Genomic DNA, 26405 nt, shown 5'->3' on the forward strand with positions numbered 1-26405 from the left:
TAGCCACCCATATACTGGTAAGCGTGCTTTCTGGACTGGTAATCGTTGACAAACCGCAGGGATGGACCAGCCATGATGTGGTTGGCCGGATGCGGCGGCTGGCTGGTACCCGGAAAGTGGGGCATGCGGGAACGCTGGATCCCATGGCTACCGGGGTGCTGGTGCTCGGCATCAACAAGGCTACGCGCCTGTTGACCTATATTGTGGGCACGTCCAAGACCTACACCGCCACCATCAGGTTGGGCGAAACCACCATCACCGACGACGCCGAGGGAGAGGTCACCGAAGCCCGAACCGCTGCGGAGGTTACCGATGACGCCATCGCTGCGGGGGTGGCCGCGCTGACAGGACCCATCCAGCAGGTTCCCAGCAGCGTCAGTGCCATCAAAGTCAACGGCGAACGATCCTATGCCCGCGTCCGGTCCGGCGAGGAAGTCAAGCTTGCCGCCCGCCCGGTCACCATCCATCGTTTCGATGTCCACTCCATCACAAGGGTCGACGGCGGCAGGGTAGTTGACGTCGACGTCACCGTGGAATGTTCTTCCGGCACGTACATCAGGGCGTTGGCCCGCGACCTCGGCAATGGCTTGGATGTCGGTGGCCACCTTACTGCCCTGCGCAGGACCCAGGTTGGTCCGTACACCCTTGACCAGGCCCGCACCTTGGAAGAACTGGCAGAAGAACTCAACGTGCTGGAGATGTCCCTGGCGGCCAGGGCCCTCATGCCCAACCGGGAGCTCAGCGAGGAAGAAACGACGGAGATCTCCTTTGGCCGCCGTATCGCCGCCGGCCCCGGAGCAGGTACGTCCACGGCTGCTACCGCTGAGAACCCCGCAGCCGCGTTCGCGCCGTCGGGGGAGTTGGTAGCACTGCTGGCGGACGCCGGCAGCTTCGCGAAACCGGTGTTGGTCTTCGCTCCGGGAACAGGGCCCGGAACCGGGCAGGCGCAATAAGCATGGACGGATACTTCTATGCCATCCTGATCGTCGGATTGGTGTCCACCATCATGTGCCTCGTGGCAGGCCTGATGAAGAAAGCCCCGAACGATCCCACCATCTTCTCCGTGCTCGCCGTTGAGCTGGTCCTCCTGGTGTATTTGGTGGGTTCGATCGTCCGGGTGATCATGGGCGAGCAGATTGCCGGTGAGGCATGGGAATTCTGGGGCTACCTGGTGACGGCCCTGATGATCCCGTTGGGTGCTGTCTACTGGGCCATCCTTGAACGCACCCGCTGGAGCAACTTCGTCCTGGCCGCAGTGGGCGTCACCGTGCTCGTCATGGGCGCCCGCATGAACCAGATCTGGTACTGACCTTGAAGGAAGAACACGACGTGACTGGAACCGAGACCAACCCGGCAAGCCCGCAGCAGAAAGACACCCGCAATACTGGTCCGGGCCGCCTGCTGATCGCGGTCTACGCGGTGTTCGCTTTGTCGGCAACGGCGCGTGCGGGCTACCAGATTGCCACTAAGTTTGCCGAAGCTCCGTTGGCGCACATCCTTTCGGCCTTCGCCGCCCTCGTGTACATCGTGGCCACCATATCGTTGGCCAAGCCTGGCCGCACCTGGTTCAAGGTTTCCCTCGCGGCCGTGCTGACGGAACTTGTGGGCGTGCTGGTGGTGGGGGCCATCAGCCTCTTCGATCCCGTCGCGTTCCCGCACGACACTGTCTGGTCGCTGTTCGGACGCGGGTACGGGTTCGTCCCCCTGGTCCTGCCGATCCTCGGGCTCCTGTGGCTCAACAAACGCAGGCCGTCCTGAGCCAGCTGCCCTGGCGGGTAACCTTAGAATGTTCCGGCGCCGGAAGGTTGCCGGGCGGAACGAATATCTGCAGTAAAAGGCGAGGTTGATGGTCCACATCTGGAACGATCCCACTGAAGTCCCCAAGGGCTTCGGAGCTACTGTCGTCACCATCGGAAACTTTGACGGTGTCCATCGCGGACACCAGCATGTCCTGGCGCAACTGACTGATACCGCCAGGCGGCACAACATCCCGTCGGTGGCAGTGACCTTTGATCCGCATCCCGCCCTTGTCCACAGGCCGGATTCTGCCCCGGAACTGATCATGGGGCTCCAGGACAAGCTGGACGCCTTGGCAGACACCGGCGTCGATGCCGTGCTGGTGATGAAGTACACCCTGGATCTGGCGGCCATGACGCCGCTGGAGTTTGTGCGCGAAGTCCTCCTGGACGGGCTGCACGGCGCACACCTGGTGGTGGGGCATGACCTCCGGTTCGGCGCCGGCAATGCCGGTGATGTCGTCACCATGCAGGAGTTGGGCGACCAGCTCGGTTTCAGTGTTCAGGTGGTGAATGAGTACGGCGCGGGAGGTTTCCCGGTCCACGACGACGGCGATGCCGACCGCCGCTGTTCCTCCACCTGGGTGCGGGAAGCCTTGTCCGAGGGAGACGTAGTCACTGCCGCGGCAGTGTTGGGCCGGCCCCACCGCATGCGGGGGGAAGTGGTCCATGGCGCTGCCCGTGGCCGTGACCTCGGATTCCCCACTGCCAACCTAGCCCACGATTCCACCGGCTATGTTCCTGCGGACGGAATCTATGCCGGCTGGTTGATCGACCAGTCCGGAACCCGGTGGCCGGCTGCCATTTCCGTGGGTTCCAACCCCACGTTTGATGGTGTCAGCCGTCAGGTGGAAGCCCACGTGATCGATCGTCCCGAGGAAAATGTGGAGGACTTCGACCTCTACGGCCAAACCGTCGCCGTTGAATTCACCCAGCGCCTCCGGGGCATGGTGGCGTACCGGGGACCCGAGGCACTGGTCGAGCAAATGTGCCTGGATGTCGCCCAAGCGCATGAGCTCTTAAGCCGGAGCTAGGCGCATTTCGACAACACTGCTGGCCTGCCGGTAAACTGATGAGTGGATCCGGCTGCAGTCCGTGGCGGCTGGACCTGTTTTTGTGTGCGGCGACGCACCAAAAGCAACCCGTCAGCGAGGCGCTGCACCGGGAGGCACGGCACAACTCTAGGAGTTCACGTGGCACTTGAAGCCGCTGTAAAGCAGTCCATCATCAAGGAATACGCAACCTCTGAAGGCGACACCGGTTCGCCCGAGGTACAGGTTGCAGTCCTGACCCAGCGGATCAAGGATCTGACTGAGCACATGAAGGAGCACAAGCACGACTTCCACACCCAGCGCGGTCTGCTGGCCATGGTTGGTCGTCGCAAGCGCATGCTTTCCTACCTGAAGAACACCGACATCGCCCGCTACCGTGCGCTCATCGAGCGTCTCGGCCTGCGTCGCTAGTCTGACTTCAGGGGCGGCCCGGTCCCTCGTGGAACGGGCCGTCTTCTTCACCAACAACTAAAAACAGGAATCAACCGCATCGCGCATTCGCGGTCCTCGGTAGTGATTCCCGGGAACAATCGGTGACGATTGGCCCGTGGATCTCGATCGATGACCGGGTGTCGTACAGGCCAGGAAAAAAGAAGAGGCCTGGGTTGATGCGGCGGACTTCCGCTAACAGAAACGGAGGTGACTCTCTATGGAGGGTCCCGAAATCCAGTTCTCCGAAGCCATTATCGACAACGGTCGTTTCGGCAAGCGCGTCATTCGCTTCGAAACCGGCCGCCTTGCCAAGCAGGCAGCCGGCGCTTCGATGGTCTACATCGACGAAGACACTGCGTTGCTTTCCGCAACCACCGCAGGCAAGCAGCCGCGCGAAGGTTTCGACTTCTTCCCGCTGACGGTTGACGTTGAAGAGCGCATGTACGCTGCCGGCCGCATTCCGGGCTCGTTCTTCCGCCGCGAAGGCCGCCCGTCCACCGAAGCCATCCTGGCTTGCCGCCTCATGGACCGTCCGCTGCGCCCCGCGTTCGTCAAGGGCCTGCGCAACGAGGTCCAGATCGTGGTCACCGTCCTGGCGATCAACCCCGATGAGCTCTACGACGTCGTCGCCATCAACGCGTCCTCGATGTCCACGCAGCTTTCCGGCCTCCCGTTCTCCGGCCCGATCGGTGGCGTCCGCGTCGCCCTCATCGCCGACGAACAGGGTTCGCAGTGGGTTGCTTTCCCCAAGCACTCCCAGCTTGAGAACGCCGTCTTCAACATGGTTGTAGCCGGCCGCATCACCGGTGACGACGTCGCCATCATGATGGTTGAAGCCGAAGCCACGGACAACTCCTGGAACCTCATCAAGGAACAGGGCGCCACGGCTCCCACCGAAGAGGTTGTCTCCGAGGGCCTTGAGGCTGCAAAGCCGTTCATCAAGGCACTCTGTGAAGCACAGGCGGACCTGGCTGCACGCGCTGCCAAGCCCACCGTCGAGTTCCCCGTGTTCCTGGATTACCAGGACGATGTCTACGCCGCTGTTGAAGCCGCTGCTGCCGACAAGCTGGCTGCTGTCTTCCAGATCGCTGACAAGCAGGACCGCGACACCGCCTCTGACGAGCTCAAGGACGAAGTCCTGGGCGCGCTTGCCGGTAACTTTGAAGGCCGCGAGAAGGAACTGTCCGCAGCTTTCCGCTCGGTCACCAAGCAGGTTGTGCGCCAGCGCATCCTCAAGGACCAGATCCGCATCGACGGCCGTGGCCTGACGGACATCCGCCAGCTCACCGCCGAGGTAGAGGTTCTGCCCCGCGTCCACGGTTCGGCCATCTTCGAGCGCGGCGAGACCCAGATCATGGGTGTCACCACGCTGAACATGCTCAAGATGGAGCAGCAGATCGACTCGTTGTCGCCGGTAACGCGCAAGCGCTACATGCACAACTACAACTTCCCGCCGTACTCCACCGGTGAGACCGGCCGCGTGGGTTCCCCGAAGCGCCGCGAAATCGGCCATGGTGCTCTCGCAGAGCGCGCCCTGGTTCCGGTTCTGCCGACGCGTGAAGAGTTCCCGTACGCCATCCGCCAGGTATCCGAGGCCCTCAGCTCCAACGGCTCGACGTCCATGGGATCGGTCTGTGCTTCGACGCTTTCCATGCTCAACGCCGGTGTGCCGTTGAAGGCAGCAGTTGCCGGTATCGCCATGGGCCTGGTTTCCGACCAGGTTGACGGCCAGACCCGCTACGCAGCGCTGACCGACATCCTCGGCGCCGAAGACGCTTTCGGCGACATGGACTTCAAGGTTGCCGGTACGTCCGAGTTCGTCACGGCCATCCAGCTGGACACCAAGCTCGACGGCATCCCCGCTTCCGTGCTGGCAGCAGCACTGAAGCAGGCCCGCGAAGCCCGCCTCCACATCCTCGAGGTCATCAACGCAGCGATCGACACCCCGGATGAGCTCTCCGAGTTCGCTCCGCGCGTCATCGCCGTGAAGATCCCCGTGGACAAGATCGGCGAGGTCATTGGCCCCAAGGGCAAGATGATCAACCAGATCCAGGAAGACACTGGCGCTGACATCTCCATCGAAGATGACGGCACGGTCTACATCGGCGCTACCAACGGTCCGTCTGCCGATGCAGCACGTTCGGCCATCAACGCCATCGCCAACCCGCAGGTACCGGAAATCGGTGAGCGCTACCTGGGTACGGTCGTCAAGACCACCACCTTCGGCGCCTTCGTCTCCTTGACCCCGGGTAAGGACGGCCTGCTGCACATCTCCGAGCTCCGCAAGCTGGCCAACGGCAAGCGCGTGGACAACGTTGATGACGTTGTCTCCGTGGGCCAGAAGGTCCAGGTCGAGATCACCAAGATCGATGACCGCGGCAAGCTTTCCCTCTCTCCGGTTGTTGCCGAGGAAGAAGGCGCAGCTGCCGAGGACGCTCCGGCCGAGGCCGCGGAAGAGTCCGCAGAGTAGTCTGTAAGCAGTACACCCGGCAGGGCCGGTGGGCTTGAAAAAGCTCCACCGGCCCTTCCGGCCTTAACCCGAAAACCTGAAAGGCCTTGATGACTGTCGTACCCTTGCCGCTGGAGCAAACTCTTCCCGGCGGCGAATTGATCCATGGTGCCGAGGGCGGTTCCGTCGTACGGCGCTCGGTCCTTCCCGGCGGCGTGCGCGTCCTGACCGAGGCAATGCCCGGCCAGCGTTCGGCCACCATAGGGTTCTGGGTGGCAGTGGGTTCGCGCGATGAAGCGGACGGCCAGCACGGTTCCACGCACTTCCTTGAGCACTTGCTGTTCAAAGGCACCAAGCGGCGCACCGCCTTGGAGATCGCGTCGGCTTTTGACGAGGTGGGCGGCGAATCGAACGCCGCCACAGCGAAGGAAAGCACCTGTTACTTCGCCCGGGTCCTGGACACGGACCTTCCCATGGCCATTGATGTCATTGCCGACATGATTACTGGCGCCGTCCTGGATCCTGCTGAATTGGAGCAGGAGCGCGACGTCATCCTTGAGGAAATCGCCATGGACAGCGATGACCCCACAGATGTTGCCCACGAGAAATTTGTGGCAGCCGTCCTCGGCAACCACCCGCTGGCCCGTCCTATCGGTGGAACGCCCGACGCCATCAAGGCTGTGGCAAGGGACGCGGTCTGGGCACACTATCAGCGCTACTACCGCCCGGAGGAACTGGTCATCACCGCTGCCGGCGGCTTGGACCACGACGTCGTCTGTGACCTTGTCCTCGATGCCCTGACGGCCGCGGGCTGGAAGCTCGATCCCCAGGCAGCCCCGGTCAACCGCCGTGGAACGGACCGCGCCGTCATCAGCGGAACGTCCGGCCTCCATGTGGTCAAGCGCCCCGTCGAGCAAGCCAACATCATCATGGGTTGCCCCACGATTGTGGCAACCGATGACCGACGATTCGTCATGAGCGTGCTCAACGCTGTCCTGGGTGGGGGCATGTCCTCCAGGTTGTTCCAGGAAATCCGCGAGAAGCGGGGCCTGGTGTACTCCACGTACTCCTTCACCGCTGCCTACGCAGACGCCGGCTATTTCGGAATGTACGCAGGATGCACGCCGTCCAAGGTCCGTCAGGTGCTGGACCTCCTGGGCGTTGAGCTGGAGAAGCTTGCCAAAGAGGGCATCACGGAGGAAGAACTTCGTAAGGCCGTAGGACAGCTCAGCGGTGGAATCGTCCTTGCCTTGGAGGACACGGGATCACGCATGTCACGGTTGGGCCGGGCAGAGTTGGTCTCCGGAGAATTCCAGGACATTGACGAAACCCTCGCCCGGATCCAGGGTGTCACAGTGGAAGAAGTGCAGGACCTGGCCCGCGAACTCGCGGCAGCACCCCGAACCATCACTGTGGTGGGTCCTTTCGAGGAATCCGAGACTTTCGGTCTCTAAGCCTCTGGACTCACGCACTGTCAACAGGGCAGCATGATCACACGGTGATGATGCTGCCCTGACGATTTTGGAGACGTGATGGATCTGCCCTCGAGCGGCCAGGCCGCGGAGCTGTTGCAGGACTTCATCGGTCACTGGCGGGGCATTACGGAGATTGCCGCGTCGCCTTGGGGGAGTGCCCGGACGGCCGAAGCGGAAGTGGTCTTCACCAAGGCTGCCGGCGGGTATGCCGTCGTCCAGAGCTACCGGCACCGCGAGGCGGACGGCACGCACTTCGAAGGGCACGGCATGTTCACTGTGGACCGGGACCACGGGGATACTCTGTGGTATTACGTTGACAGCTTGGGGAGGTCTCCGGCCAGCCCGGTCCGGGGAGCCTGGAGTGCAGGGACCCTGACCTTGGACAGGAGGACTGCCGATGGAGTCGCCAGGCACACCTTCCGCGTCGAGGGCGGGGTCCTGGTGCACACAGCCGACCTACGGCTGGAAGGGACACCGGATTTCAGTCCGTTGCTCAAGAGCGTCTTCCGTAAGGCTTGAGCCTGAGCCTGAGCCTGAGCCTCAGCCTCAGCCTCCGGCGAAGGGCGGCAGGACATCGATGACATCCTGGGCTCCAAGCGGCGCTGAGCGGTCCCGCACAGCGACCTCATTGCGCAGGAAACTGCTCCGGGCCACAATGCGGTCCAGCGTCGGAGTGCCTTCGGGAGGCAGCGGACGTTCGACGGCGAGCGCAGCTTCCAGCAGTGCCTCCAGGCTGGTGCCTTCGGGGAGGAGGTGACGTTCTTCTTCGACACCGGCCGCAGCGCGTGCGGCAGCGAAGTAGCGGACAAGCAAGGGTTCAGCCTCCGATTGCGCTCATGCTGCGGTCCGGCTGGACGAAGTCCGCTGCGCCGAGACCTGTGTGGTCCATGCCGTGGGCTTTGGGTTTGACCCACATGGCGTCCTGCCACCGCGATGCCAGTTCCTGATCCGTGGCCCCGTCACGAAGCAGGCCCAAGAGGTCGAATTCTTCGCGGGAGAAGAGGCAGCTCATGATCTTGCCCTCAGCGGTGATGCGCGTTCGGCGGCAGTCGGCGCAGAACGGTTCGGTGACCGAGGCGATGATGCCGACTGTACCGAGGACCGGACCCGTAGCCTCACCGGAAGCCGTGTCCCGGCGTCGTACTTCAAAGCGTTCGGCCGGGGCGCCGTCCCGTTCGCGGGGGTCGTGCCCCAGCACAAAGTCGCGGGAGAGCAGGTCCCGGATTTCTGCGGCCGTGATCATGTTGCGCCGGGTCCACCCGTGATCGGCGTCCAGTGGCATTTGTTCGATGAAGCGAAGCTCGTAACCGCGGCCCAATGCCCAAGCGAGCAAGTCCGGCGATTCGGCGTCGTTGATTCCGCGCATCAGCACGGCGTTCAACTTGACCGGCCCCAGGCCCGCCGCCCAGGCGGCATCTACGCCGGCCAGGACACGATCCAGGAACGGCCGGCGCGTGAGTTTGGTGAAGGTTTCCTCGTGCAGTGAGTCGAGCGAGACGTTGATACGGGTGAGGCCTGCAGCCTTCAGCGCCGCCGCCTTCTTGTCCAAGCCAACACCGTTGGTGGTCATGGAGATCGGGAGGTCCGGGTGGTCGCTGCGGATGCCGGAAATGATGTCCACCAGGTCAGCGCGGACCAAGGGCTCGCCGCCGGTGAGGCGCAGTTCCCGCACGCCCAGGGCGTTGACGCCGATGCGGACGATCCGGACAATTTCGTCCTTGGTCATCACGGCTTGTTTCGAGAGCCATTCCAACCCCTCGGCCGGCATGCAGTAAGTGCAGCGCAGGTTGCATTTGTCCGTCAGGGACAGCCGCATGTCCGTAGCCCGCCGCCCATAGCGGTCCCACAGGCCCGCAGGCGTTCCGGCGGGGCGCGGCGGTGGTACCGCGCTGCCACTTTCCTTGCTGCCTGCGGCGCCACCCGGAGGGGGCACCGGCATTCCCAGCTGAACACTCATAAATTCAGGCTACGCCACCGTGGCAGGATCAGTGACACCGATTACAGCCATACAGTTATTACGGATTCCCTACGCTTGCACCGTGGATGCTTGAATCGGGTGCCGGGGACCGCCGGCAAACCTATGCTGAAAGCGTGACCACACCTACGGCATCATCAGCGGAACCAGGGAATCGCCGCATCCTCCTGGTGGAAGACGAACAGACCATTGCCGATGTTGTCCGGGACTACCTGCTGCAAGCGGGCTTCCAAGTGGATATGGCCGGTGATGGCTTCACCGCCCTGCAGCTGGCAGCGGCACGCCAACCCGACCTGGTGATCCTGGACCGCATGCTGCCCGGTTTGGATGGCGTGGAGGTGTGCCGCCGGCTCCGTCAGACCATGAGCGTACCGGTGATCATGGTCACGGCTTTGGGAACCGAAGATGACCGGATCCTGGGCCTGGAGATGGGAGCTGACGATTACGTCACCAAGCCCTTCTCACCGCGGGAGCTGGTTCTCCGGGTGAAATCGGTGCTCCGTCGCAGCATCAAGGAGTTCGCGCCGGAACCACCGGTGGAAGCTGCAGGCCTCGAACTCGATCCTGCGTCCCGGACGGTCACGCATCACGGAGTTCGGTTGGCCCTGACGGTGCGCGAATTCGACCTCCTGGCGTTCCTGATGCGGCGGCCAAACCAGGTTTTCAGCCGGGAGGAACTCATCAAGGCCGTGTGGGGATGGGACTTCGGCGATCTCTCAACTGTCACAGTGCATGTGCGTCGCCTGCGGGAAAAGATCGAGGCCAACCCCACCAAGCCGGAGTTGATCAAAACGGTCTGGGGCGTGGGGTACCTTTTCGATTCCGGCGCCGGCAACGTACCGGAGCAGGCCGACCGCGGGGAGCGTGGCCATGGAGGGCAGTGAGCTGTGGACCATTCTGGCCTGGGTCCTGTTCTGGGCCGTCCTCATCGGCGCGGCAACCTTGGCCGGCCTGAAACTGCTGCGGCGGGCCTCGGTCCTGGCGCAGATCTGCCTGGTGGTGGTAGCTACGGTTGCGGTCCTGGTGGCAGGAATGGTCAGTGCGTTCAATGCCATGTTCATCTCTGCCGGGGACCTGGAAGTCATGTGGTACATCCTGGCCGTGGCATCAGCGGTGGCTGTTGCCTTGTCACTGATGCTGGGCGCGGGCGTGTCCCGTAACGCTGCCCGTTTGGTGGATGCCGCGCGGCGCCTGGGCCGCGGGGAAACCCTGGAGCACGCAGGGGAGGGGCGGGGCGCCGCTCCCGCCATGACGTCCGAGCTTGCCGCGCTGGCCAAGGAACTTGAGGCCAGCAGCCGCAGCCTCGCCGAGTCACGGGAACGTGAAGCAGCCATTGAGACTGCCCGGCGGGAATTGGTGTCGTGGATATCGCATGATCTTCGGACCCCGTTGGCCAGCATGCGCGCCATGACCGAGGCTCTTGAAGATGGCATGGCGTCCGATGTGCCGGGCTATTACCGGAAGATCATCGGTCAGACCGAGCAGATGACCGCCATGGTCAATGACCTCTTGGAATTGTCCAAGATCCAGGCAGGCACTCTCCGTCTCCGTGCTGAACCCTTGGACCTTTACGATCTTGTCAGCGATGCTTTGTCTGACCTCGCACCTTTGGCCGCTCAACGCGGCATCACGCTCGACGGCGGCGGGGACCGTGAGTGCATGGCCGTCGCCGATGGTCCCAGCCTCGCCCGGGCCGTGCGGAACATCCTGCTCAACGCCATTATCTACAGCCGGCCGGACACTGAGGTCCACGTCAGCGTCGGACGCGACGGCATGGGGCTGAACGGCGGAAACGCCGTGATTGCAGTGAAGGACCAGTGCGGGGGCATCCGCAGTGAGGACCTGCCGCATCTGTTCGAGACGGGTTGGCAGAAAGACCCCGCACGGGGAACTGCTGACGGACTGCGGGGCAGTTACAGTGGCGCGGGCATCGGGCTGAGCATGGTGGCCGGCATCGTCAAGGCCCACGGGGGATCTGTCACCGTGGACAACGTCGACGGCGGCTGCCGGTTTGCGCTGTCCCTTCCGGCAGGATCTGTCCCGGCTGCGTCCGGTCCGGTCGCGTCCGGTCCGGCGGAGGTTGTCCGGCCATCTTCTTTCCCGGCCACAACCGGGATTTCTGTCGACGAGCGCGCAGGAGGCGCATCATGAGCACGCACAGCAGTGTGGACAAGCCGGAAACCGACGCCCCCGCCCCAGCACGCGGCCGGCTCAGCCCACGTCTGTGGCCTGCCGCGGCCGGTCTGGCATCGGGCGGTGCCGGGATCGCGGCCGGTGAACTGACCGCCGGGCTGCTGAGCCCGTTGGTTTCCCCTGTCACGGCCTTGGGCGGAGCTGTGATTGATGCCGTGCCTCCCGGGGTGAAGGACCTGGCCGTGCAGTTGTTCGGCACAGCGGACAAGATCGTCTTGATTGCATCCATCGGTCTGGTCGCGGGGTTGTTGGCGGCGCTGGCCGGCGTTCTGGAGCGTCGCCGCACCGGCTGGGGGCTGGCGCTGGCCGGGGTGGCCGGAGCGGCCGGACTGACCGCCGTCGTAACGCGTGCCCAGGCAAGCCCGCAGGCGGCCCTGGCCCCGATCGTCGCTGCGATCGTCACGGTGCTGCTGTTGCGCATGCTCATTCGGCGGTTCATCACGTGGGCTCCCGAGACCACAAGAGGGGATCTGCAGGGGCATGATCCAGCACCCCTGGCACGGCGAAGTTTCCTGAACGCTCTCGCCGGCACCTCCCTCGCCGCCGTCGTGGCCGGAACAGTCACCGCGGTCCTCACCCGGGCCACCGCCGTGGCGTCGGGTTTCCGCGGATCCATGACGCTTCCGGAGCCCGTTACCCCACCGCAGGAAATACCCGCCGGGGCCTCACTGTCCGTGGACGGCATCAGCCCCCTGGTAACCCCGAACCCCGATTTCTACAGAATCGACACGGCGCTGACGGTGCCGGCCATCGACCCGCCGGCGTGGAAGCTGAAGGTCACCGGAATGGTGGAGCGGGAGATAGAGATCGACTTCGCCACGCTCCTCGCCAAACCCATGATCGAACGGCACGTCACCATCGCCTGCGTGTCCAACAACGTCGGCGGCGACCTCATTGGCAACGCTCTCTGGCTGGGTTGGCCCATCCGCGAACTTCTTGCCATGGCCGGTCCCAAGGCCGGCGCAGACATGGTGCTCTCCACCAGTAACGACGGTTGGACGGCAAGCACACCTTTGGAGGCCTTGACTGACGATCGTGACGCCCTCTTAGCCGTCGGCATGAACGGCGAACCGCTCCCGCTGGAGCATGGATTCCCGGTCCGCATGATCGTTCCCGGACTCTATGGATTCGTCTCGGCCACCAAATGGTTGACCGAACTGAAAGTCACGCGCTTCGCAGACGACACCGCCTATTGGACTCCCCGTGGCTGGAGCGATCACGGCCCCATCAAAACGCAGTCACGGATCGACGTACCCCGCAGCGGCAGGATGGTCCAGCCGGGCACGGTGCAATTCGGTGGTGTGGCATGGGCCCAGCACCGGGGCATCAGCAGGGTGGAGATTCGTCTCAACCGAGGGTCCTGGCAGCCGGCCACCCTGGCGGGCGGGATCTCCACCGATACGTGGTATCAGTGGCAGCTGGGCGTGGACCTCACCCCCGGCGACTACGAGGTCCAAGTGCGGGCCACCGATTCCACCGGCCAGCCGCAGACCGAGGACAAAGCCCCTGTGGCTCCGGACGGCGCCACGGGCTATCACACCATCAGCGTCAAGGTGGGCTAAGGCCCTAGTCTGGGAACGTCCGGAGAAATTCCCGGAAGCCAGCGTGTCACAACAGGAGGTTGTCCGTGCCCAGATCAGTTGTAAACCATCGCCAGGCAGTGGTGGAACTGCTGGCGGGCGCTGCCACCGCCAAGGGAAAGCACCGTGTGCCGTTGCTCGACGCGCTGGGGAAGCCGCTGGCCGTCGATGTCCATGCGCCCCTCTCCCTGCCACCGTTCGCCAACTCCCAGATGGACGGCTTTGCCGTCCGGTCACAAGACATTCCCGACGACGGCGGGCAGCTCTGGGTGGCGGCGCCCGTCCCGGCAGGTGCGACACCAACAGCGCTGAAGGCCGGCTGCGCAGCCCCGATCATGACCGGGGCCATGATTCCGGAGGGGGCCGACGCCGTCGTACCCATCGAGAAGGCGAACCCCAGTACCTTCCCTGACCCCACCGCCAGGGATGCCGTCGTCGACCTTCCCGCGGTGGCTCCAGGTACATACGTACGGAACACCGGCAGCGACATCGACAAGGGTGACCTGGCGCTGGCAGCAGGCACCCTTCTGGGACCGGCCCAGCTTGGCCTGCTGGCAGCGCTGGGCCTGGCAACAGTTGAGGTCCCTGAACCGCTGCGTGTCCTCCTGGTCACCACAGGAGACGAGGTAGTGGAACCGGGCGAAGACATCACGCCCGGCAAAATTTTCGACTCCAACGGAACGCTGCTTGAAGCGTCCATGATCCAGGCCGGCCTGGATGTTGTTCGTACGGGCATCTCGGACGACGACCCTGCACGCCTCCTGACCGTCCTTGACTCTCACACCCGGGAGGCGGTCCATCCCGTGGATGTCATTGTCACCACCGGGGGAGTGAGCAAGGGCGCCTACGAGGTGGTCCGCCAGGCGATGGCCGGCCAGCCCGTTGATTTCCTCCCCGTGGCAATGCAGCCCGGAGGGCCGCAGGGGCTGGGGACCTACAACGGTGTTCCGTTCCTCGGATTTCCCGGAAATCCTGTCAGCTGCCTCGTCTCCTTCGAGATGTTCCTCCGGCCCGCCCTGTCGGAGGTTATGGGAACTCCTGCGCCACGGCCCGTTCAGAGGGTACGGCTGGCTGAACCACTGACCTCGCCTGACGGCAAGCACCAGGTCCGGCGCGGCTCGGTGGGGCCGGACGGCATCCTTCGTATGGAAGGCGGCGCCGGCTCGCATCTGGTCCATGCCCTTGCCCGTGCCAACGCGCTGGTCCAGATCCCGGCCGACGTCACGGAACTCACCGCAGGAGCCGAAGTGGAAGTATGGATGCTGTGAATGAAACTCCCGGGACAACAGAGGCCGCCGGCGGCTTGACACACCTCAGGCATGACGGCACTGCACAGATGGTGGACGTCTCCGCGAAGGCGGTGACCACACGCGAAGCCACCGCCACGGCAACCGTCCGCACGACCCCGGACGTGATGGCGCTCCTGGGCGCCGGTGAGTTACCCAAAGGCGACGCGCTCGCCGTGGCCCGGGTGGCCGGCATCATGGCGGCAAAGAAGACGCCCGAGCTCATCCCCTTGTGCCATCCGTTGCCGATTTCCAAAGTAACCGTGGATTTCCACTTGGGCGCCGACTCGGTGGACATCCTGGCAACGGTCAAGACAAAGGGCGTGACCGGCGTCGAAATGGAAGCCCTGACGGCGGCATCAGTAGCGGCGCTGAGTGTCTACGACATGATCAAGGCCGTGGACAAGCACGCCGTGCTGACCGACATCCGCGTGCTGGCCAAGAGTGGCGGCAAGAGCGGCGACTGGGACGTCTCCGGGGAACCGATCCAGGCGGCCGGCGAATGAGTGCTTGCGAGCCGAACAGTCTCCGGCGGGCCGGCGTTGTGATCGCCTCCACCCGGGCTGCTGCCGGAATCTACGCTGATGAGACGGGCCCCATCATCCTCGATTGGCTCAATGAGCACGGCTTCGAGACGTTTCCCACCATGGTGGTGCCGGACGGTGAGCCGGTGGGAGCTGCCCTCAGGGCGCTCCTGACCCAGGACCCCGCCGTCGTCATCACCAGCGGCGGAACGGGCCTGAGCCCGGATGACAAGACACCGGAGATGACGCTTCCGCTCCTGGACCGTGAAATACCGGGCATCATGGAAGGTATCCGGCGCGCGGGCGCTGCGAAAACCCCCATGGCCATGTTGAGCCGCGGCCACGCGGGAGCTGCGGGAAAGACGTTCATCATCAACCTGCCGGGATCCCCAAAGGGCGTTATGGATGGATTGGCTGTCCTGGACCCCGTGATCGGGCACCTGTGCGAACAAATGGAAGGTAGCCATGGGCACTGAAACAGATTTCGAAGTAGTCAGCGCCGTCCTCAGCCCAGAACCCATCTCGGTGGACCAAGCCATCGCGGCGGTCGAATCGGACACCGCCGGGGCTGTGGTCAGCTTCAGTGGCGTGGTCCGGAACCACGATTCCGGCAAGGCTGTGGACCGGCTCAGTTACAGCGCCCATCCCACGGCGCACCAGGTCATGTCCGACGTCGTGGCCCAATTGGTCGCGGAGCACTCAGGCGAAGCCGATCAGCCCGTCCGCATCTGGGCAGCGCACCGCATCGGGATGTTGGAGATCGGTGACCCGGCGCTGGTCTGTGCCGTCGCGGCGGCCCACCGGGGACAGGCGTTTGCTGTCTGTTCCGAGCTGGTGGACAGGGTCAAGGCGCAGGTTCCCATTTGGAAGGAACAGTTCTTCACCGACGGCACCGTCGAGTGGGTGGGGGCGGGGGAGTAGGCCTGGGTCACGGTTCCTGCCGGGCCCCGGCCCGGCGGTAGGGTTAATGGCATGACCGAACAACTTGCTGTTGCAGTGCTGGGCGCCCACGGGCGCATGGGAATCGAAGCCGTGAAAGCTGTGGAAGCAGCTGATGACATGAAGCTTGTAGCCGCCCTGGGTCGCGGCGATTCCCTGGAAACCCTGCTCGACGCCGGCGCACAGTATGTTGTTGACCTCACCGTCCCGGACACCACCGAAACCAACGTCCGGTTTGCCGTGGAGCATGGCATCCACGCTGTTGTGGGTACCACAGGCTGGAATGCCGACAGGCTGGAGTCCCTCCGTGCGCTGCTGGTGCAGAAGCCGGACACCGGCGTCCTGATCGCCCCGAACTTTGCCCTGGGGTCTGTACTGGCCTCCGCTTTCGCGGCCAAAGCCTCACAGTATTTTGAGTCCGTTGAGATCATCGAGTTGCACCACCCGAACAAGGTGGACGCCCCCTCCGGCACGGCGGTGCGTACGGCGCAGCTGATCGCTGATGCACGGCAGGCAGCCGGAGTTCCAGCAAGCCCGGACGCCACGGAAACGTCGTTGGACGGAGCCCGGGGCTGTGACGTGGAAGGTGTCCGCGTCCACAGTGTCCGGCTCCGCGGTTTGGTAGCCCACCAGGAGGTCCTTTTCGGCGGTCCGGGCGAGCAGTTGACGTTGCGCCATGACTCCTTTGACCGGGCTTCCTTTATGCCTGGCGTCCTGCTGGGCTTGCGCAAGGTGGCAGCGCACCCCGGCCTCACAGTCGGCTTGGACGGCTACCTGGATCTGGGGCTCTAGGTTCATGGGAAATTTCTGGACTTCCTTGAAGAAGAACCGCACCAAAATCTGGGTCGGCGCCATCACCCTGCTGTTGGTGCTGTACCTGGTGGTGTCGGTACAACGCTCCTTCCTCCTCCTCGGTGACCCCAACCTGGTAGCGAAGGGCATCGGTGCGGCCTATCTGGTCCTGCCCATCGTCGGTGCGTGGGCGCTCATCCGCGAGCTCCTGTTCGGTGCCCGCACCGAGCAGATGGCCAAGGTCCTGGAAGCCGAAGGCGGTTTGCCCGAGGACACCCTGCCCCGAACGCCCGGCGGGCGGATTGTCCGGGCTGCCGCGGATGCGGAGTTCGAGAAGTACCGCGCCGAGGCCGAGGCAGCGCCGGAGGATTGGCGTTCCTGGTTCCGGCTGAGTTGCGCCTATGACGCCTCGGGGGACCGCAAGCGCGCCCGGGCATCAATGCGCGACGCCGGGAAGCTGTTCCGCTCTCAGCCCACCGCTGCGGGACGGTAGCTGCCCAGCTTCGACGCCGTATGGGCCACCCACTCCAGCGGTCCGCGGCGCCGGAGCAAAGCGAAGCACACACCGATTGCCACGGCGCAGAGTGCCTGGGTCCAATACATGCCCTCTTCTGTCCACCCTGCAGGAAGCGGCTGGTTGGTGAACCCCGAAACCACCCACACATGGGCGGAGTAGAGGCTGAGCGTCATGGCTCCCGGCCCGCTGAGCACTATCAGGATATTGACCTTGATGCGTTCGGTCACCGTACCCAGCAGCAGGAAGAAACCCACCACTGCAGCAGCTGTTCCGCCGGTGTGCAGCAGGTCCAGCGTGGTCCCTGCATGGGGGGAAGCCGTGGCCAACCACCACCACGAACCGGTTTGCTCCAGCCCGGTCAGATTAACCTGGAGCATGCTTTCCAGCGGGTACCCGCGCGTTCCGGGGAGCGCCTCCAGCGCCGCCCGGCCGCCCCACGCTTCCATCGCAAGGAAACCACCCAGCTTCGCCGCCGCAGCCACAGCGATTCCGCCGCCTAAAAGCAGCAACTGCACCTTCGCCGTCGTGAGTGCCAACCGGCCAATCACCAGTCCGATCAGCAGATAAGAGATCCACTGGAACACCGGGTAGTAGCCAGTGAAGAAGAGGTCTGCGAGGAGGCGTGCAGGTGTCCCCAGGTCCTCGCCGTTGGGGTTGTGACCCAGTTGCAGGGGAGGAGCGGCGTCCAACAGCAAGGGCCGGACCAGGTAGGCCAGCACCGGAGATAACAGAACCCAGCCCACCGCCCAGAAACACAGTGCCTGGAGCCGGAGGCCAAGGAACGGCAGGACGCACAGGAAAAGTACGGCGTAATGCACCAGGATGACGGCGACGTTGACGTCCAGCCCTCCCAGAGTGAGACCGACGACCGCAATCACCAACGCGCGCATGGCCACGCCGCCCCTGGCGGACCAAAGATCGCTGCCTGCGCGGGGTTCCTGCTTACCCGTACTCAGCGCCAGTCCAATGCCGGCAAGGACAGCGAAGAGTGCAGCAGACCTGCCCGAGAATACCAGTCCCACATATGTCGGCTCCCACGACGGGGAGGGCCCAAACGTCGGCAGGAGGTGCGTGGACATCATGCCAAGCAACGCTGCGCCCCTGGCGGCGTCGATCCCTGTGAGCCGTGAGGAGATCTGGCCGCCGTCGCCCGCTTTCCGCGGAGGCGCAGTCTCTTGCGAAGTCATGCTGCGATGGTCTCACAGCCAACTGTGAGCTGGACCGGCGGTAGAGTCCTATGCCATGGAATCCGTCAACGCCCAGTGGGCCGGAGCATTCACCATCATCCACGACGCCGATGGCTGGCAGCAGTTCCGACGCCTTGACGGCGGACTCTTCATGCCACCGGCCACAGATGGCCTGGAGGAGCGCGCCCGGATGTGCGCCGGGATCCATGCAAGCTGGTTGGCAACGTCCGGGCACTTGATCATCGAAGCCGAAGGCCCCGAGGACGGGTCGCCCTTCGATGTCCTGGTCAACGGCGTCCTCAGGCATCGTGTCTCGGGCGCCGGCCGCGTCAGTCATGACCTCGATCTTGGCTCCATGCCGGCACAATCAACTGTTCAACTGTGGTTGCCGCAGTACGGTCTCCTCAGAGTGCTGGAGGTGTCGTTGAAGGGCGAAGACGTCAAGGCCGCCGGGGGATCCGGCAAACGATGGATCACCTACGGCAGTTCCATCACGCAATGCAGGCAGGCCGATGGTCCATCCGAGGCGTGGCCGGCTGTGGTGGCCAGGCAATACGGCTGGCAATTGCAATCCCTGGGCTTCGGCGGTGAATGCCAATTGGACCCGGCGGTGGAGAGCACCATCTGCCAGCTGCCGGCAGACTTCATTTCCTTATGCCTGGGAATCAACACCTACAACGTGGCCGCCTTTTCGGGCCGGACCTTCGCGAGCCAGGTATTGGGCTTCCTCAGCGCTATCCGGCGGGCACACCCGGAAGTGCCCATCGCGGTCATCTCTCCAGTTCTTTCCCTTCCCCGCGAGGAGGCGCCCAATGCGGCCGGGTGGACGCTCGCCGACTACAGGAAGGCCGTGGCAGATGTGGTGCGGATAGTCCGCGAGCGGGGGGATAGACGCACTCACCTGGTGGATGGCGAAGCGGTGTTTACCCAGGCCGAGGCAGCCGCCCTGATGCCCGATACCTTGCATCCCAACAATGCCGGCTACCGGCTCATGGCCGACAGGCTGGGTCCACAGTTGGCGGCCGTCGCCAACGCGCACAGCTGACCGGGCTACAGCGAGCTCCGGCTGTGGGCTGTGGGGCTGCCCGTCTGACGGGTTCGGCCCGGCCGTCGCCTTCATAGCCTTGTCTTCGAATATATGTTCGAATAGCATGGCAGGATGAACGATGTTCCTACGCCACCCGAAGGTCTCGCTGGACCCATGAAAGCGATGAGTCCCGGCGTGGTCGACTTCCTGTTCAGGCAACTCGTGGCGGGCGAACCTCCTGAAGACACCCAGTGGCGCCGCGAAGGAACTGTGCTGGCCGAGCAGCCGCCAGGGGCCGAACTCGCCCGGCGGCTGTCCGAGGCGGACCTGGATTCCCTGACACCCCTGGAACTGTTCGAGTACGTACGCGCTTCCCAGCGGTTGGTGACATGGGCCGAACACCTCAAGGAGCGGGCCGTGGCGCAATATTGCTCGGAGCAACCTGCACGGACGTCCGGTCCGGCCTAGCCCGCCCGGACTGAGAGGGCCTGCTGGGGCTGGGAGCTCCCGCCGGGCCTGCAACGTTCCGCCGTGCCCACCCGAAGCTGCGCCCGCCGGAATAGGATGGCGTGGTGACTCTGATGCCCCCGCATGTCCCAACCCAAAAGCCGGCCCAGGACCTTGATGCCACGTCCGTTGAGAGCCCGCTCGCTGGCAGCGCGCCCGCTGGGCCCGGTTTCGTTGAAGTCCGGCGCCGCCCGGGAGACGAGTCCGGCGACCTGACACAGCTTCGCGCCGCCGTCGTTCAGTATGAAGCGCTGCTGCCAGGTGCAGGTGCAGGGGGAGCGGCCGTGGAAGCAAACGTCGCGGCCCATGTTGTGCTGGTGGAGCAGGCCTGCAAACGCGGCGCACGCCTGGTGCTTTTTCCCGAGCTTTCCTTGACCGGGTACGAACTCACTGCATTTGAAGTCCCCGGCGAAGCAGGAAGTCCTTCGCAGGCCGGCCAGCAATCGGCGTGGTTGACCGACGGTGACCCGCGGCTCCGACCCCTGCAGGACGTCTGTGCCCGCACGGGGGCGGTGGTCGTCGTTGGGGCAGGGTGGCGGGAGGCGGATCAGACGCCCCGGCTGGCCTCGCTCATCGTTGGCCCGGACGGTGCTGTAAAGCCGGTCTTCAAAACTCATTTACACGGGCCGGAGCGGGAGCTTTTTGTCCCTGGGAGCGGCCCGGTAGTGGTTGATGTTCACGGATGGCGGGTTGCCTTTGCCGTGTGTGCTGACGCCGCGCATCCTGCCCACGCCGTTGCTGCTGCCGAAGCGAAGGCCGACGTGTACGCCGTGTCTGCGCTGTACACGCGGGGCGATGAACTCAGGCTTGGACTGCACCTGGGCGCCCGTTCCATGGACCACCGGATGTTCGGATTATTGGCGAACCTTGGAGGGAAAACGTCGTTGGGTCCCTCTTGCGGCCTCAGCGGGGGGTGGAGCCCCGACGGCGCTGCCCTGGTCCGCGCAGCCGGTACCGGAACGGAAGTCGCCATGGTGTCGTTGGATCGGTCCCGCCTTGATGCCTACAGATCCGCAGCAGGGGAATGAGGACCATCACGCGGAACCCATTCTTGTAACGAGCCTGTGACAGGGTAACGTTTTTCTTATGTCTGACTTGCGCGCCCATGCTCCCGCCCTTGGTACCCTTCTGACCGCTATGGTCACCCCGTTCACCGAGGACGGCAAGGTGGACTACGACCAAGCCGCTGCATTGGCAGAGAAGCTTGTCCAGGATGGTTGCGATGGGCTCGTAGTGACCGGCACCACCGGGGAGACCTCAACCCTCACAGACGACGAGAATCTTGGTATGTTCCGGGCGGTCAAAGAAGCCGTCGGCGGCAAGGCTGCCATTATTGCCGGAACCGGCACCAACGACACCGCGCACTCTGTGCACCTTTCCCAGCGCGCGGCTGAGGTTGGCGTGGACGGCCTGCTGATCGTCACGCCTTACTACAACAAGCCCAGCCAGGCCGGAGTCCGCGCGCACTTCGAGACGATTGCCTCGTCAACGGATCTGCCCGTCATGCTTTACGACATCCCCGGCCGCTCCTCCATTGCGATTGCTCCCGAGACCATGATCGGCCTGGCCAAGCACCAGAACATCGTGGCCGTCAAGGACGCCAAGGCAGATTTCGCCGCCGCTACGCGGGTCATGGCTGAGACTGACCTGGTCTTCTATTCCGGTGATGACGGATTGACCCTCCAGTGGATGGCGCTCGGCGCCGTCGGCCTGGTGGGCGTCACCACCCACGTGGCCACGCGTCGCTTCCGCGAACTGATCGACGCCGTGAACGCCAGCGACCTCGCCACTGCGAGGGCCATCAACTTTGAACTGGAACCCGTCATTCGCGCAACCATGACGCGGGTCCAAGGCGCAGTAGCCGCCAAGCAGATTCTCAAGTGGCAGGGAGTCCTGCCCAACTCGGTTGTCCGTTTGCCCCTCGTGGAGCCGGACGCGGCCGAGATCGACATCATCCGCGGGGATTTGGCGGAAGCCGGAATGGACTTCAACGTCTAGGACGGTTCCGCCGGAAAGTAGCACAATATGACCCAAACCGCCCTTCCCGGACTGGTTACGCCGCCGAAACTGCCGAAAGGCACGCTGCGGATTGTTCCTCTTGGTGGCCTGGGGGAAATCGGCCGCAACATGGCCGTGTTCGAAATCGACGGCAAGCTGCTGGTCGTTGACTGTGGCGTGCTCTTCCCCGAAGAGACCCAGCCCGGCGTAGACCTTATCCTGCCCGATTTCTCCTACATCGAAGACAGGCTGCAGGACGTGGTTGGCGTCGTGCTGACCCACGGTCACGAGGACCACATCGGCGCGGTGCCCTACCTGTTGCGCCTTAAGGCCGATATTCCGCTGATCGGGTCCCAGCTCACCCTGGCCCTGGTGGAAGCAAAGCTCCAGGAACACCGGATCAAGCCGTACACCCTCACCGTCACCGAGGGCCAGGTGGAGCAATTCGGCCCGTTCGAGTGCGAGTTCATCGCGGTGAACCACTCCATCCCTGATGCCCTGGCCGTTTTCATCCGGACCGAGGGTGGCACGGTCCTGCACACCGGCGACTTCAAGATGGACCAGTTGCCGCTGGATGGCCGTATCACCGACCTCCGCCACTTCGCCCGGTTGGGCGAAGAGGGCGTGGACCTCTTCATGGCCGACTCCACCAACGCGGACGTCCCCGGCTTCACCACGGCCGAAAAGGAAATTGGTCCCACTCTGGACCGCCTGTTCGGCCAGGCCAAGAAGCGCCTCATCGTCGCGTCGTTCTCGTCACACGTACACCGCGTCCAACAGGTCCTTGATGCCGCAGAAAAGCATGGCCGCAAGGTAGCTTTCGTTGGACGCTCCATGGTGCGTAACATGGCCATCGCCGCCAAGCTGGGGTATCTCGATGTGCCGGCCGGCATCCTGGTGGACATCAAGAACATCGACAACATGCCCGATGACCGTGTGGTCCTCATGTCCACCGGTTCCCAGGGCGAGCCGATGGCTGCCCTGTCACGGATGGCCAACGGCGACCACCGCGTCGTGGTTGGCCCGGGCGACACCGTCATTCTGGCCTCCAGCCTGATTCCCGGCAACGAGAATGCGGTGTTCCGCATCATCAACGGTCTCCTCAAGCTCGGTGCGGATGTGATCCACAAGGGCACTGCGAAGGTTCACGTCTCCGGGCACGCAGCGGCAGGGGAGCTCTTGTACTGCTACAACATCCTTGAGCCGCTGAACGCAATGCCTGTGCACGGCGAAACCCGTCACCTTATTGCCAACGGCAACATCGCGCAGGAATCCGGTGTTCCGTCCGAAGGCATCATTTTGAGTGACAACGGCACTGTGATCGACCTCAAGGACCACAAAGCCAACATCGTTGGCCAAGTGGAGGTGGGATTCGTCTACGTGGACGGTTCCAGCGTGGGTGAGATTACCGACGCCGACCTGAAGGACCGTCGCATCCTCGGGGACGAGGGCTTCATTTCCATCATCACGGTCATCAACCGCACCACCGGCAAGATCGTGTCCGGACCGGAAATCCATGCCCGCGGTGTTGCTGAGGATGATTCCGTCTTCGACGAGATCATCCCCAAGATCAACGCCGCACTGGAAGACGCTGTGCTCAATCATGCAGACCACACCAACCACCAGTTGCAACAGGTGGTGCGCAGGATCATCGGCACGTGGGTCAACCGCAAGCTCCGCCGCCGTCCCATGATCATTCCGGTGGTCCTGGAGGCGTAGCCCGAGGGCAACATGCACACCCAAGGGGGCCTGAAATCCGCGGATTTCAGGCCCCCTTGCGGTACCGTGGCACTTATGGCGACCCGTACTACCTCCACGCCACGTGGCAGCTCCAGCAGTAAATCCGGCGGCACAGGCCGAAGCGCAGCCACATCCAAAACCAGTGCCGCCGCGAGCAAAAGCGGGCGGGGCAGTACTGCCCGCACCAAGCAGGCAGCCGCCGTCGTTCCCCAGGCTCCGCTGCCACTGCGCATGCTTTCAGGTTTTTGGCAGGGGATCGGCCATGTGGTCGGCGCCGGCGTCCGCCGCATTGGGTATGACGTCAGCGATCTCGACCCCGCGGACCGCCGTGACGGCGCAGCCCTGTTCAATCTGGTGCTGGGCATCGCGATAGCCACCTTCGCTTGGTGGGGCCTGACAGGTTGGCTCCCGGACGTTGTCTACAGCGTGGTCAACGGGACCTTTGGGTGGATGGCCCTGATCCTGCCTTTCATGCTGTTTGTTTGTGCTTTCAGGTTGTTCCGGAAACCCCAGGACGGCCGCGGCAACAACCGTGTGGGCATTGGCTTTATGATCATGACCCTGGCCGGGTCGGCTTTGGCCCACGTCATCGGCGGCCTGCCCACCGTGGCCGACGGGTTCGATGGCCTCCGTAAGGCAGGCGGCATGCTGGGATTCCTCGCCGCAGCGCCGCTGGCCGCAATCCACGTCGCAGTGCCGGTGGTCCTCTACAGCCTGTTGGCGTTCGTCTCTTTCCTGATCGTCACTGCAACCCCGTTCGGGGCCATTCCCTCCCGAATCCGGGGTGCCTATGAGCACCTCATGGGCGTGGACCTCGTGGACGGTTCCGGCAAGGACGCCCACGACCGCAGCTACCTTTACGAGAACGACGCACCTGTCAAGCCCAAAAAGAAGCGCAGGCGCCTTTTCGGCAAGGACGAAGAACCCGAGGCAGGCCTGGAGGGCTACGTCGGGGACGAAGCTTTCGAACATGCAATAGTCGACGACGACGAAACTCCCGACGAGTCGGAACCGCGTGTTCCGCCGGGGGTTCGTCGCCCAACCCAGGCGGAGATCGCCGTCGGGAAGATCAAGACAGCCCAGGGCCTGGGCGCTGCACCCGGCATCGACAACCCCACCGAAGCCATTCCGGTCATCACTCCTGACATGACCGTGCCCGCGCCCGCTGTGGCCCAGGTCCCTGCGAAGCCTGCCGGTGCGCCGCTCCCGCAAACGCCGATTCCACAGCGCACGGAGCAGCTGTCCCTCGCCGGGGATGTCACCTACACACTGCCGGCCTCGGACTACCTGACGCCGGGCTCCATTCCGAAGGAGCGCACGGAAGCGAATGACGCCGTCGTCGCCGCCCTGACGGACACCCTGACACAGTTCAACGTTGACGCTGCCGTGACTGGCTTCAGCCGTGGACCCACCGTGACGCGCTATGAGATTGAGTTGTCGCCCGGTACCAAGGTGGAGCGCGTTACCGCACTGTCCAAGAACATTTCCTACGCGGTCGCGTCGAGCGATGTCCGTATCCTGAGCCCCATCCCCGGCAAATCGGCCATTGGTATCGAGATTCCCAACACGGACCGCGAAACGGTTTCCCTGGGCGACGTGCTGCGAAGCCAGAACGCCCGCCGGACCGACCACCCCATGGTCATGGGTGTCGGCAAGGACGTCGAGGGCGGCTACGTGGTGGCCAACCTCGCAAAGATGCCCCACCTCCTGGTGGCTGGGGCCACTGGTGCTGGTAAGTCGAGCTTCGTGAACTCCATGATCACCTCCATCCTCATGCGCGCCACCCCGGATGAAGTCCGCATGGTCATGGTGGACCCCAAGCGCGTGGAGCTCACCGCGTACGAAGGCGTCCCGCACCTGATCACGCCCATCATCACCAATCCCAAAAAGGCCGCGGAGGCCTTGCAGTGGGTGGTCCGTGAGATGGACGCCCGCTACGACGACCTCGCCAACTACGGCTACAAGCACATAGACGACTTCAACAAGGCTGTCCGTGCTGGCAAAGTGGTGCCGCCTGTGGACTCCAAACGCATCATCAAGCCCTACCCTTACCTTCTGGTGATCGTGGATGAGCTCGCCGACCTCATGATGGTGGCCCCGCGCGACGTCGAAGACTCGATCGTCCGCATCACCCAGCTTGCCCGTGCTGCCGGTATCCACCTGGTCCTGGCCACCCAGCGCCCGTCCGTGGATGTGGTCACTGGCCTGATCAAGGCGAACGTGCCTTCCCGCATGGCCTTTGCAACCTCGTCCGTGACGGACTCCCGTGTTGTGCTGGACCAGCCGGGCGCGGAGAAGCTCATTGGCCAGGGTGACGCGCTTTTCCTGCCGATGGGTGCGTCCAAGGCAATGCGTGTCCAGGGTGCCTGGGTGACGGAATCCGAGATCCACAAGGTGGTGGAGCACGTCAAGGGACAGCTCCAGGCCGTCTACCGCGACGACGTTGCTGCCGAAGCCCCCAAGAAGCAGATCGACGACGACATCGGAGACGACCTCGAGGTCCTGTTGCAGGCCACAGAGTTGGTGGTCACCACCCAGTTCGGCTCCACGTCGATGCTGCAGCGCAAGCTCCGGGTGGGCTTCGCCAAGGCCGGGCGACTCATGGACCTCCTCGAATCCCGCGGCGTGGTGGGGCCATCGGAAGGCTCGAAGGCCCGCGACGTCCTGGTCAAGCCTGACGACCTCGCGGCCGTCCTGGCAGCGATGAAGGGCCAGGAATCACCCGCTGCGCCCGACGCCCACACGGCGGCCCTGAGCGACAACGCGAACTCGAACATCGCCGTCGGCGGTTATGCGGAGGACCTGGTGCAGGCAGACCTGGACAACCGGACCCAGGCCGTTGAATATTACGATGGCGCTGACGGCCCCGATGACGACGACGGCGGCGAGGACGCCTGGTCGCTGACGGGCCGCTAGCTTCAAAGACGTCGGCCCAA

General features: G+C 64.1%; 26 protein-coding genes. 23 read left to right on the forward strand and 3 right to left on the reverse strand.

Annotated features, from left to right (window positions below):
- Positions 1-23 precede the first annotated feature (23 nt).
- The 8 genes from truB to RQH14_RS16410 all read left to right on the forward strand — a co-directional run bounded on the left by truB (position 24) and on the right by RQH14_RS16410 (position 7723).
- Complete coding sequence (gene truB, locus RQH14_RS16375) at positions 24-953, forward strand: tRNA pseudouridine(55) synthase TruB (protein ID WP_311214216.1); 930 nt, start codon at positions 24-26, stop codon at positions 951-953.
- A gap of 2 nt (positions 954-955) precedes the next feature.
- The gene (locus RQH14_RS16380) at positions 956-1309 is read left to right on the forward strand and encodes a hypothetical protein (RefSeq protein ID WP_311214217.1); all 354 of its coding nucleotides are present in this window, start codon (positions 956-958) and stop codon (positions 1307-1309) included.
- A 2-nt stretch (positions 1310-1311) separates the two neighbouring features.
- Entirely contained in the window at positions 1312-1758 is a 447-nt protein-coding gene (locus tag RQH14_RS16385) for a hypothetical protein (RefSeq protein ID WP_311214218.1), read from the forward strand.
- An 88-nt stretch (positions 1759-1846) separates the two neighbouring features.
- Positions 1847-2830 carry a bifunctional riboflavin kinase/FAD synthetase gene (locus RQH14_RS16390; RefSeq protein ID WP_311214219.1) on the forward strand — a complete coding sequence of 328 codons (984 nt, stop codon included), beginning with the start codon at positions 1847-1849 and terminating at the stop codon, positions 2828-2830.
- A 159-nt stretch (positions 2831-2989) separates the two neighbouring features.
- Positions 2990-3259: a 30S ribosomal protein S15 gene (gene rpsO, locus RQH14_RS16395; protein ID WP_089594382.1), complete on the forward strand. Its 270-nt coding sequence runs from the start codon at positions 2990-2992 to the stop codon at positions 3257-3259.
- Positions 3260-3497: 238 nt separating this feature from the next.
- The gene (locus RQH14_RS16400; RefSeq protein WP_311214220.1) at positions 3498-5750 is read left to right on the forward strand and encodes a polyribonucleotide nucleotidyltransferase; all 2253 of its coding nucleotides are present in this window, start codon (positions 3498-3500) and stop codon (positions 5748-5750) included.
- 89 nt (positions 5751-5839) lie between these two features.
- Positions 5840-7183 carry a pitrilysin family protein gene (locus RQH14_RS16405; protein ID WP_311214221.1) on the forward strand — a complete coding sequence of 448 codons (1344 nt, stop codon included), beginning with the start codon at positions 5840-5842 and terminating at the stop codon, positions 7181-7183.
- Positions 7184-7261: 78 nt separating this feature from the next.
- Positions 7262-7723 carry a DUF1579 family protein gene (locus RQH14_RS16410; protein WP_311214222.1) on the forward strand — a complete coding sequence of 154 codons (462 nt, stop codon included), beginning with the start codon at positions 7262-7264 and terminating at the stop codon, positions 7721-7723.
- 27 nt (positions 7724-7750) lie between these two features.
- Here RQH14_RS16410 and RQH14_RS16415 read toward each other — a convergent pair whose 3' ends face one another.
- Both RQH14_RS16415 and moaA read right to left on the reverse strand, forming a co-directional pair.
- Positions 7751-8017, reverse strand: coding sequence for a MoaD/ThiS family protein (locus RQH14_RS16415; RefSeq protein WP_311214223.1), 267 nt, complete (start codon positions 8015-8017; stop codon positions 7751-7753).
- Positions 8018-8021: 4 nt separating this feature from the next.
- Positions 8022-9161 carry a GTP 3',8-cyclase MoaA gene (gene moaA / locus RQH14_RS16420; protein ID WP_311214224.1) on the reverse strand — a complete coding sequence of 380 codons (1140 nt, stop codon included), beginning with the start codon at positions 9159-9161 and terminating at the stop codon, positions 8022-8024.
- Between the two features lie 134 nt (positions 9162-9295).
- Here moaA and RQH14_RS16425 point away from each other — a divergent pair, with 134 nt between their 5' ends.
- Genes RQH14_RS16425 through RQH14_RS16465 form a run of 9 tightly spaced genes read left to right on the forward strand, consistent with a single transcriptional unit; the run spans position 9296 to position 16986 of the window.
- Positions 9296-10063 (forward strand): response regulator transcription factor, encoded by a 768-nt coding sequence (locus RQH14_RS16425; RefSeq protein WP_311214225.1) that lies wholly within the window; start codon positions 9296-9298, stop codon positions 10061-10063.
- Positions 10050-11330 carry a HAMP domain-containing sensor histidine kinase gene (locus RQH14_RS16430; RefSeq protein ID WP_311214226.1) on the forward strand — a complete coding sequence of 427 codons (1281 nt, stop codon included), beginning with the start codon at positions 10050-10052 and terminating at the stop codon, positions 11328-11330. The genes RQH14_RS16425 and RQH14_RS16430 overlap by 14 nt, the downstream gene beginning before the upstream one ends.
- Positions 11327-12934, forward strand: coding sequence for a molybdopterin-dependent oxidoreductase (locus RQH14_RS16435; RefSeq protein ID WP_311214227.1), 1608 nt, complete (start codon positions 11327-11329; stop codon positions 12932-12934). The genes RQH14_RS16430 and RQH14_RS16435 overlap by 4 nt, the downstream gene beginning before the upstream one ends.
- Positions 12935-12993: 59 nt before the next feature.
- A complete protein-coding gene (gene glp / locus RQH14_RS16440) occupies positions 12994-14220 on the forward strand; it encodes a gephyrin-like molybdotransferase Glp (protein ID WP_311214228.1) in 1227 nt (408 codons plus the stop codon).
- Positions 14208-14744 (forward strand): cyclic pyranopterin monophosphate synthase MoaC, encoded by a 537-nt coding sequence (gene moaC, locus RQH14_RS16445; protein WP_311214229.1) that lies wholly within the window; start codon positions 14208-14210, stop codon positions 14742-14744. Before glp ends, moaC begins: the two co-directional genes overlap by 13 nt.
- On the forward strand, positions 14741-15238 hold the full coding sequence (locus tag RQH14_RS16450) for a MogA/MoaB family molybdenum cofactor biosynthesis protein (protein WP_311214230.1): 498 nt from the start codon (positions 14741-14743) through the stop codon (positions 15236-15238). Before moaC ends, RQH14_RS16450 begins: the two co-directional genes overlap by 4 nt.
- A complete protein-coding gene (locus RQH14_RS16455; protein WP_311214231.1) occupies positions 15228-15683 on the forward strand; it encodes a molybdenum cofactor biosynthesis protein MoaE in 456 nt (151 codons plus the stop codon). The genes RQH14_RS16450 and RQH14_RS16455 overlap by 11 nt, the downstream gene beginning before the upstream one ends.
- A gap of 51 nt (positions 15684-15734) precedes the next feature.
- Entirely contained in the window at positions 15735-16493 is a 759-nt protein-coding gene (dapB, locus tag RQH14_RS16460; protein ID WP_311214232.1) for a 4-hydroxy-tetrahydrodipicolinate reductase, read from the forward strand.
- A 4-nt stretch (positions 16494-16497) separates the two neighbouring features.
- Complete coding sequence (locus RQH14_RS16465; RefSeq protein ID WP_311214233.1) at positions 16498-16986, forward strand: hypothetical protein; 489 nt, start codon at positions 16498-16500, stop codon at positions 16984-16986.
- Here the strand turns inward: RQH14_RS16465 and RQH14_RS16470 are convergent.
- Positions 16962-18197, reverse strand: a complete 1236-nt coding sequence (locus RQH14_RS16470; protein WP_311214234.1) for a heparan-alpha-glucosaminide N-acetyltransferase domain-containing protein — start codon at positions 18195-18197, stop codon at positions 16962-16964. The two genes, RQH14_RS16465 and RQH14_RS16470, sit on opposite strands and share 25 nt — an antisense overlap.
- A gap of 55 nt (positions 18198-18252) precedes the next feature.
- Between RQH14_RS16470 and RQH14_RS16475 the strand changes: the two genes are divergently transcribed.
- The 6 genes from RQH14_RS16475 (at position 18253) to RQH14_RS16500 (ending at position 26385) form a co-directional block, all read left to right on the forward strand.
- Positions 18253-19242 (forward strand): GDSL-type esterase/lipase family protein, encoded by a 990-nt coding sequence (locus RQH14_RS16475; RefSeq protein ID WP_311214235.1) that lies wholly within the window; start codon positions 18253-18255, stop codon positions 19240-19242.
- 114 nt (positions 19243-19356) lie between these two features.
- A complete protein-coding gene (locus tag RQH14_RS16480; protein WP_311214236.1) occupies positions 19357-19692 on the forward strand; it encodes a hypothetical protein in 336 nt (111 codons plus the stop codon).
- Between the two features lie 113 nt (positions 19693-19805).
- Positions 19806-20759, forward strand: a complete 954-nt coding sequence (locus tag RQH14_RS16485) for a carbon-nitrogen hydrolase family protein (protein ID WP_311214290.1) — start codon at positions 19806-19808, stop codon at positions 20757-20759.
- Between the two features lie 58 nt (positions 20760-20817).
- Entirely contained in the window at positions 20818-21729 is a 912-nt protein-coding gene (dapA, locus tag RQH14_RS16490; RefSeq protein WP_311214237.1) for a 4-hydroxy-tetrahydrodipicolinate synthase, read from the forward strand.
- A 27-nt stretch (positions 21730-21756) separates the two neighbouring features.
- Positions 21757-23448: a ribonuclease J gene (locus RQH14_RS16495; protein WP_311214238.1), complete on the forward strand. Its 1692-nt coding sequence runs from the start codon at positions 21757-21759 to the stop codon at positions 23446-23448.
- 12 nt (positions 23449-23460) lie between these two features.
- Entirely contained in the window at positions 23461-26385 is a 2925-nt protein-coding gene (locus RQH14_RS16500) for a DNA translocase FtsK (RefSeq protein ID WP_396136318.1), read from the forward strand.
- Positions 26386-26405 lie beyond the last annotated feature (20 nt).

The sequence above is a fragment of the Arthrobacter sp. WCS2018Hpa-7 genome (genome assembly GCF_031843805.1).
Lineage (GTDB): Bacteria > Actinomycetota > Actinomycetes > Actinomycetales > Micrococcaceae > Arthrobacter.

Bases quoted from the DNA above. Each gene is read 5' to 3' on its own strand.
- RQH14_RS16380 (WP_311214217.1), top strand. From the start codon at position 956: ATGGACGGATACTTCTATGCCATCCTGATCGTCGGATTGGTGTCCACC.
- RQH14_RS16390 (WP_311214219.1), top strand. From the start codon at position 1,847: ATGGTCCACATCTGGAACGATCCCACTGAAGTCCCCAAGGGCTTCGGA.
- RQH14_RS16400 (WP_311214220.1), top strand. From the start codon at position 3,498: ATGGAGGGTCCCGAAATCCAGTTCTCCGAAGCCATTATCGACAACGGT.
- RQH14_RS16405 (WP_311214221.1), top strand. From the start codon at position 5,840: ATGACTGTCGTACCCTTGCCGCTGGAGCAAACTCTTCCCGGCGGCGAA.
- RQH14_RS16410 (WP_311214222.1), top strand. From the start codon at position 7,262: ATGGATCTGCCCTCGAGCGGCCAGGCCGCGGAGCTGTTGCAGGACTTC.
- moaA (WP_311214224.1), bottom strand. From the start codon at position 9,161: ATGAGTGTTCAGCTGGGAATGCCGGTGCCCCCTCCGGGTGGCGCCGCA.
- RQH14_RS16430 (WP_311214226.1), top strand. From the start codon at position 10,050: ATGGAGGGCAGTGAGCTGTGGACCATTCTGGCCTGGGTCCTGTTCTGG.
- RQH14_RS16435 (WP_311214227.1), top strand. From the start codon at position 11,327: ATGAGCACGCACAGCAGTGTGGACAAGCCGGAAACCGACGCCCCCGCC.
- moaC (WP_311214229.1), top strand. From the start codon at position 14,208: ATGGATGCTGTGAATGAAACTCCCGGGACAACAGAGGCCGCCGGCGGC.
- RQH14_RS16450 (WP_311214230.1), top strand. From the start codon at position 14,741: ATGAGTGCTTGCGAGCCGAACAGTCTCCGGCGGGCCGGCGTTGTGATC.
- RQH14_RS16455 (WP_311214231.1), top strand. From the start codon at position 15,228: ATGGGCACTGAAACAGATTTCGAAGTAGTCAGCGCCGTCCTCAGCCCA.
- dapB (WP_311214232.1), top strand. From the start codon at position 15,735: ATGACCGAACAACTTGCTGTTGCAGTGCTGGGCGCCCACGGGCGCATG.
- RQH14_RS16465 (WP_311214233.1), top strand. From the start codon at position 16,498: ATGGGAAATTTCTGGACTTCCTTGAAGAAGAACCGCACCAAAATCTGG.
- RQH14_RS16470 (WP_311214234.1), bottom strand. From the start codon at position 18,197: ATGACTTCGCAAGAGACTGCGCCTCCGCGGAAAGCGGGCGACGGCGGC.
- RQH14_RS16475 (WP_311214235.1), top strand. From the start codon at position 18,253: ATGGAATCCGTCAACGCCCAGTGGGCCGGAGCATTCACCATCATCCAC.
- RQH14_RS16480 (WP_311214236.1), top strand. From the start codon at position 19,357: ATGAACGATGTTCCTACGCCACCCGAAGGTCTCGCTGGACCCATGAAA.
- RQH14_RS16485 (WP_311214290.1), top strand. From the start codon at position 19,806: ATGCCCCCGCATGTCCCAACCCAAAAGCCGGCCCAGGACCTTGATGCC.
- dapA (WP_311214237.1), top strand. From the start codon at position 20,818: ATGTCTGACTTGCGCGCCCATGCTCCCGCCCTTGGTACCCTTCTGACC.
- RQH14_RS16495 (WP_311214238.1), top strand. From the start codon at position 21,757: ATGACCCAAACCGCCCTTCCCGGACTGGTTACGCCGCCGAAACTGCCG.
- RQH14_RS16500 (WP_396136318.1), top strand. From the start codon at position 23,461: ATGCACACCCAAGGGGGCCTGAAATCCGCGGATTTCAGGCCCCCTTGC.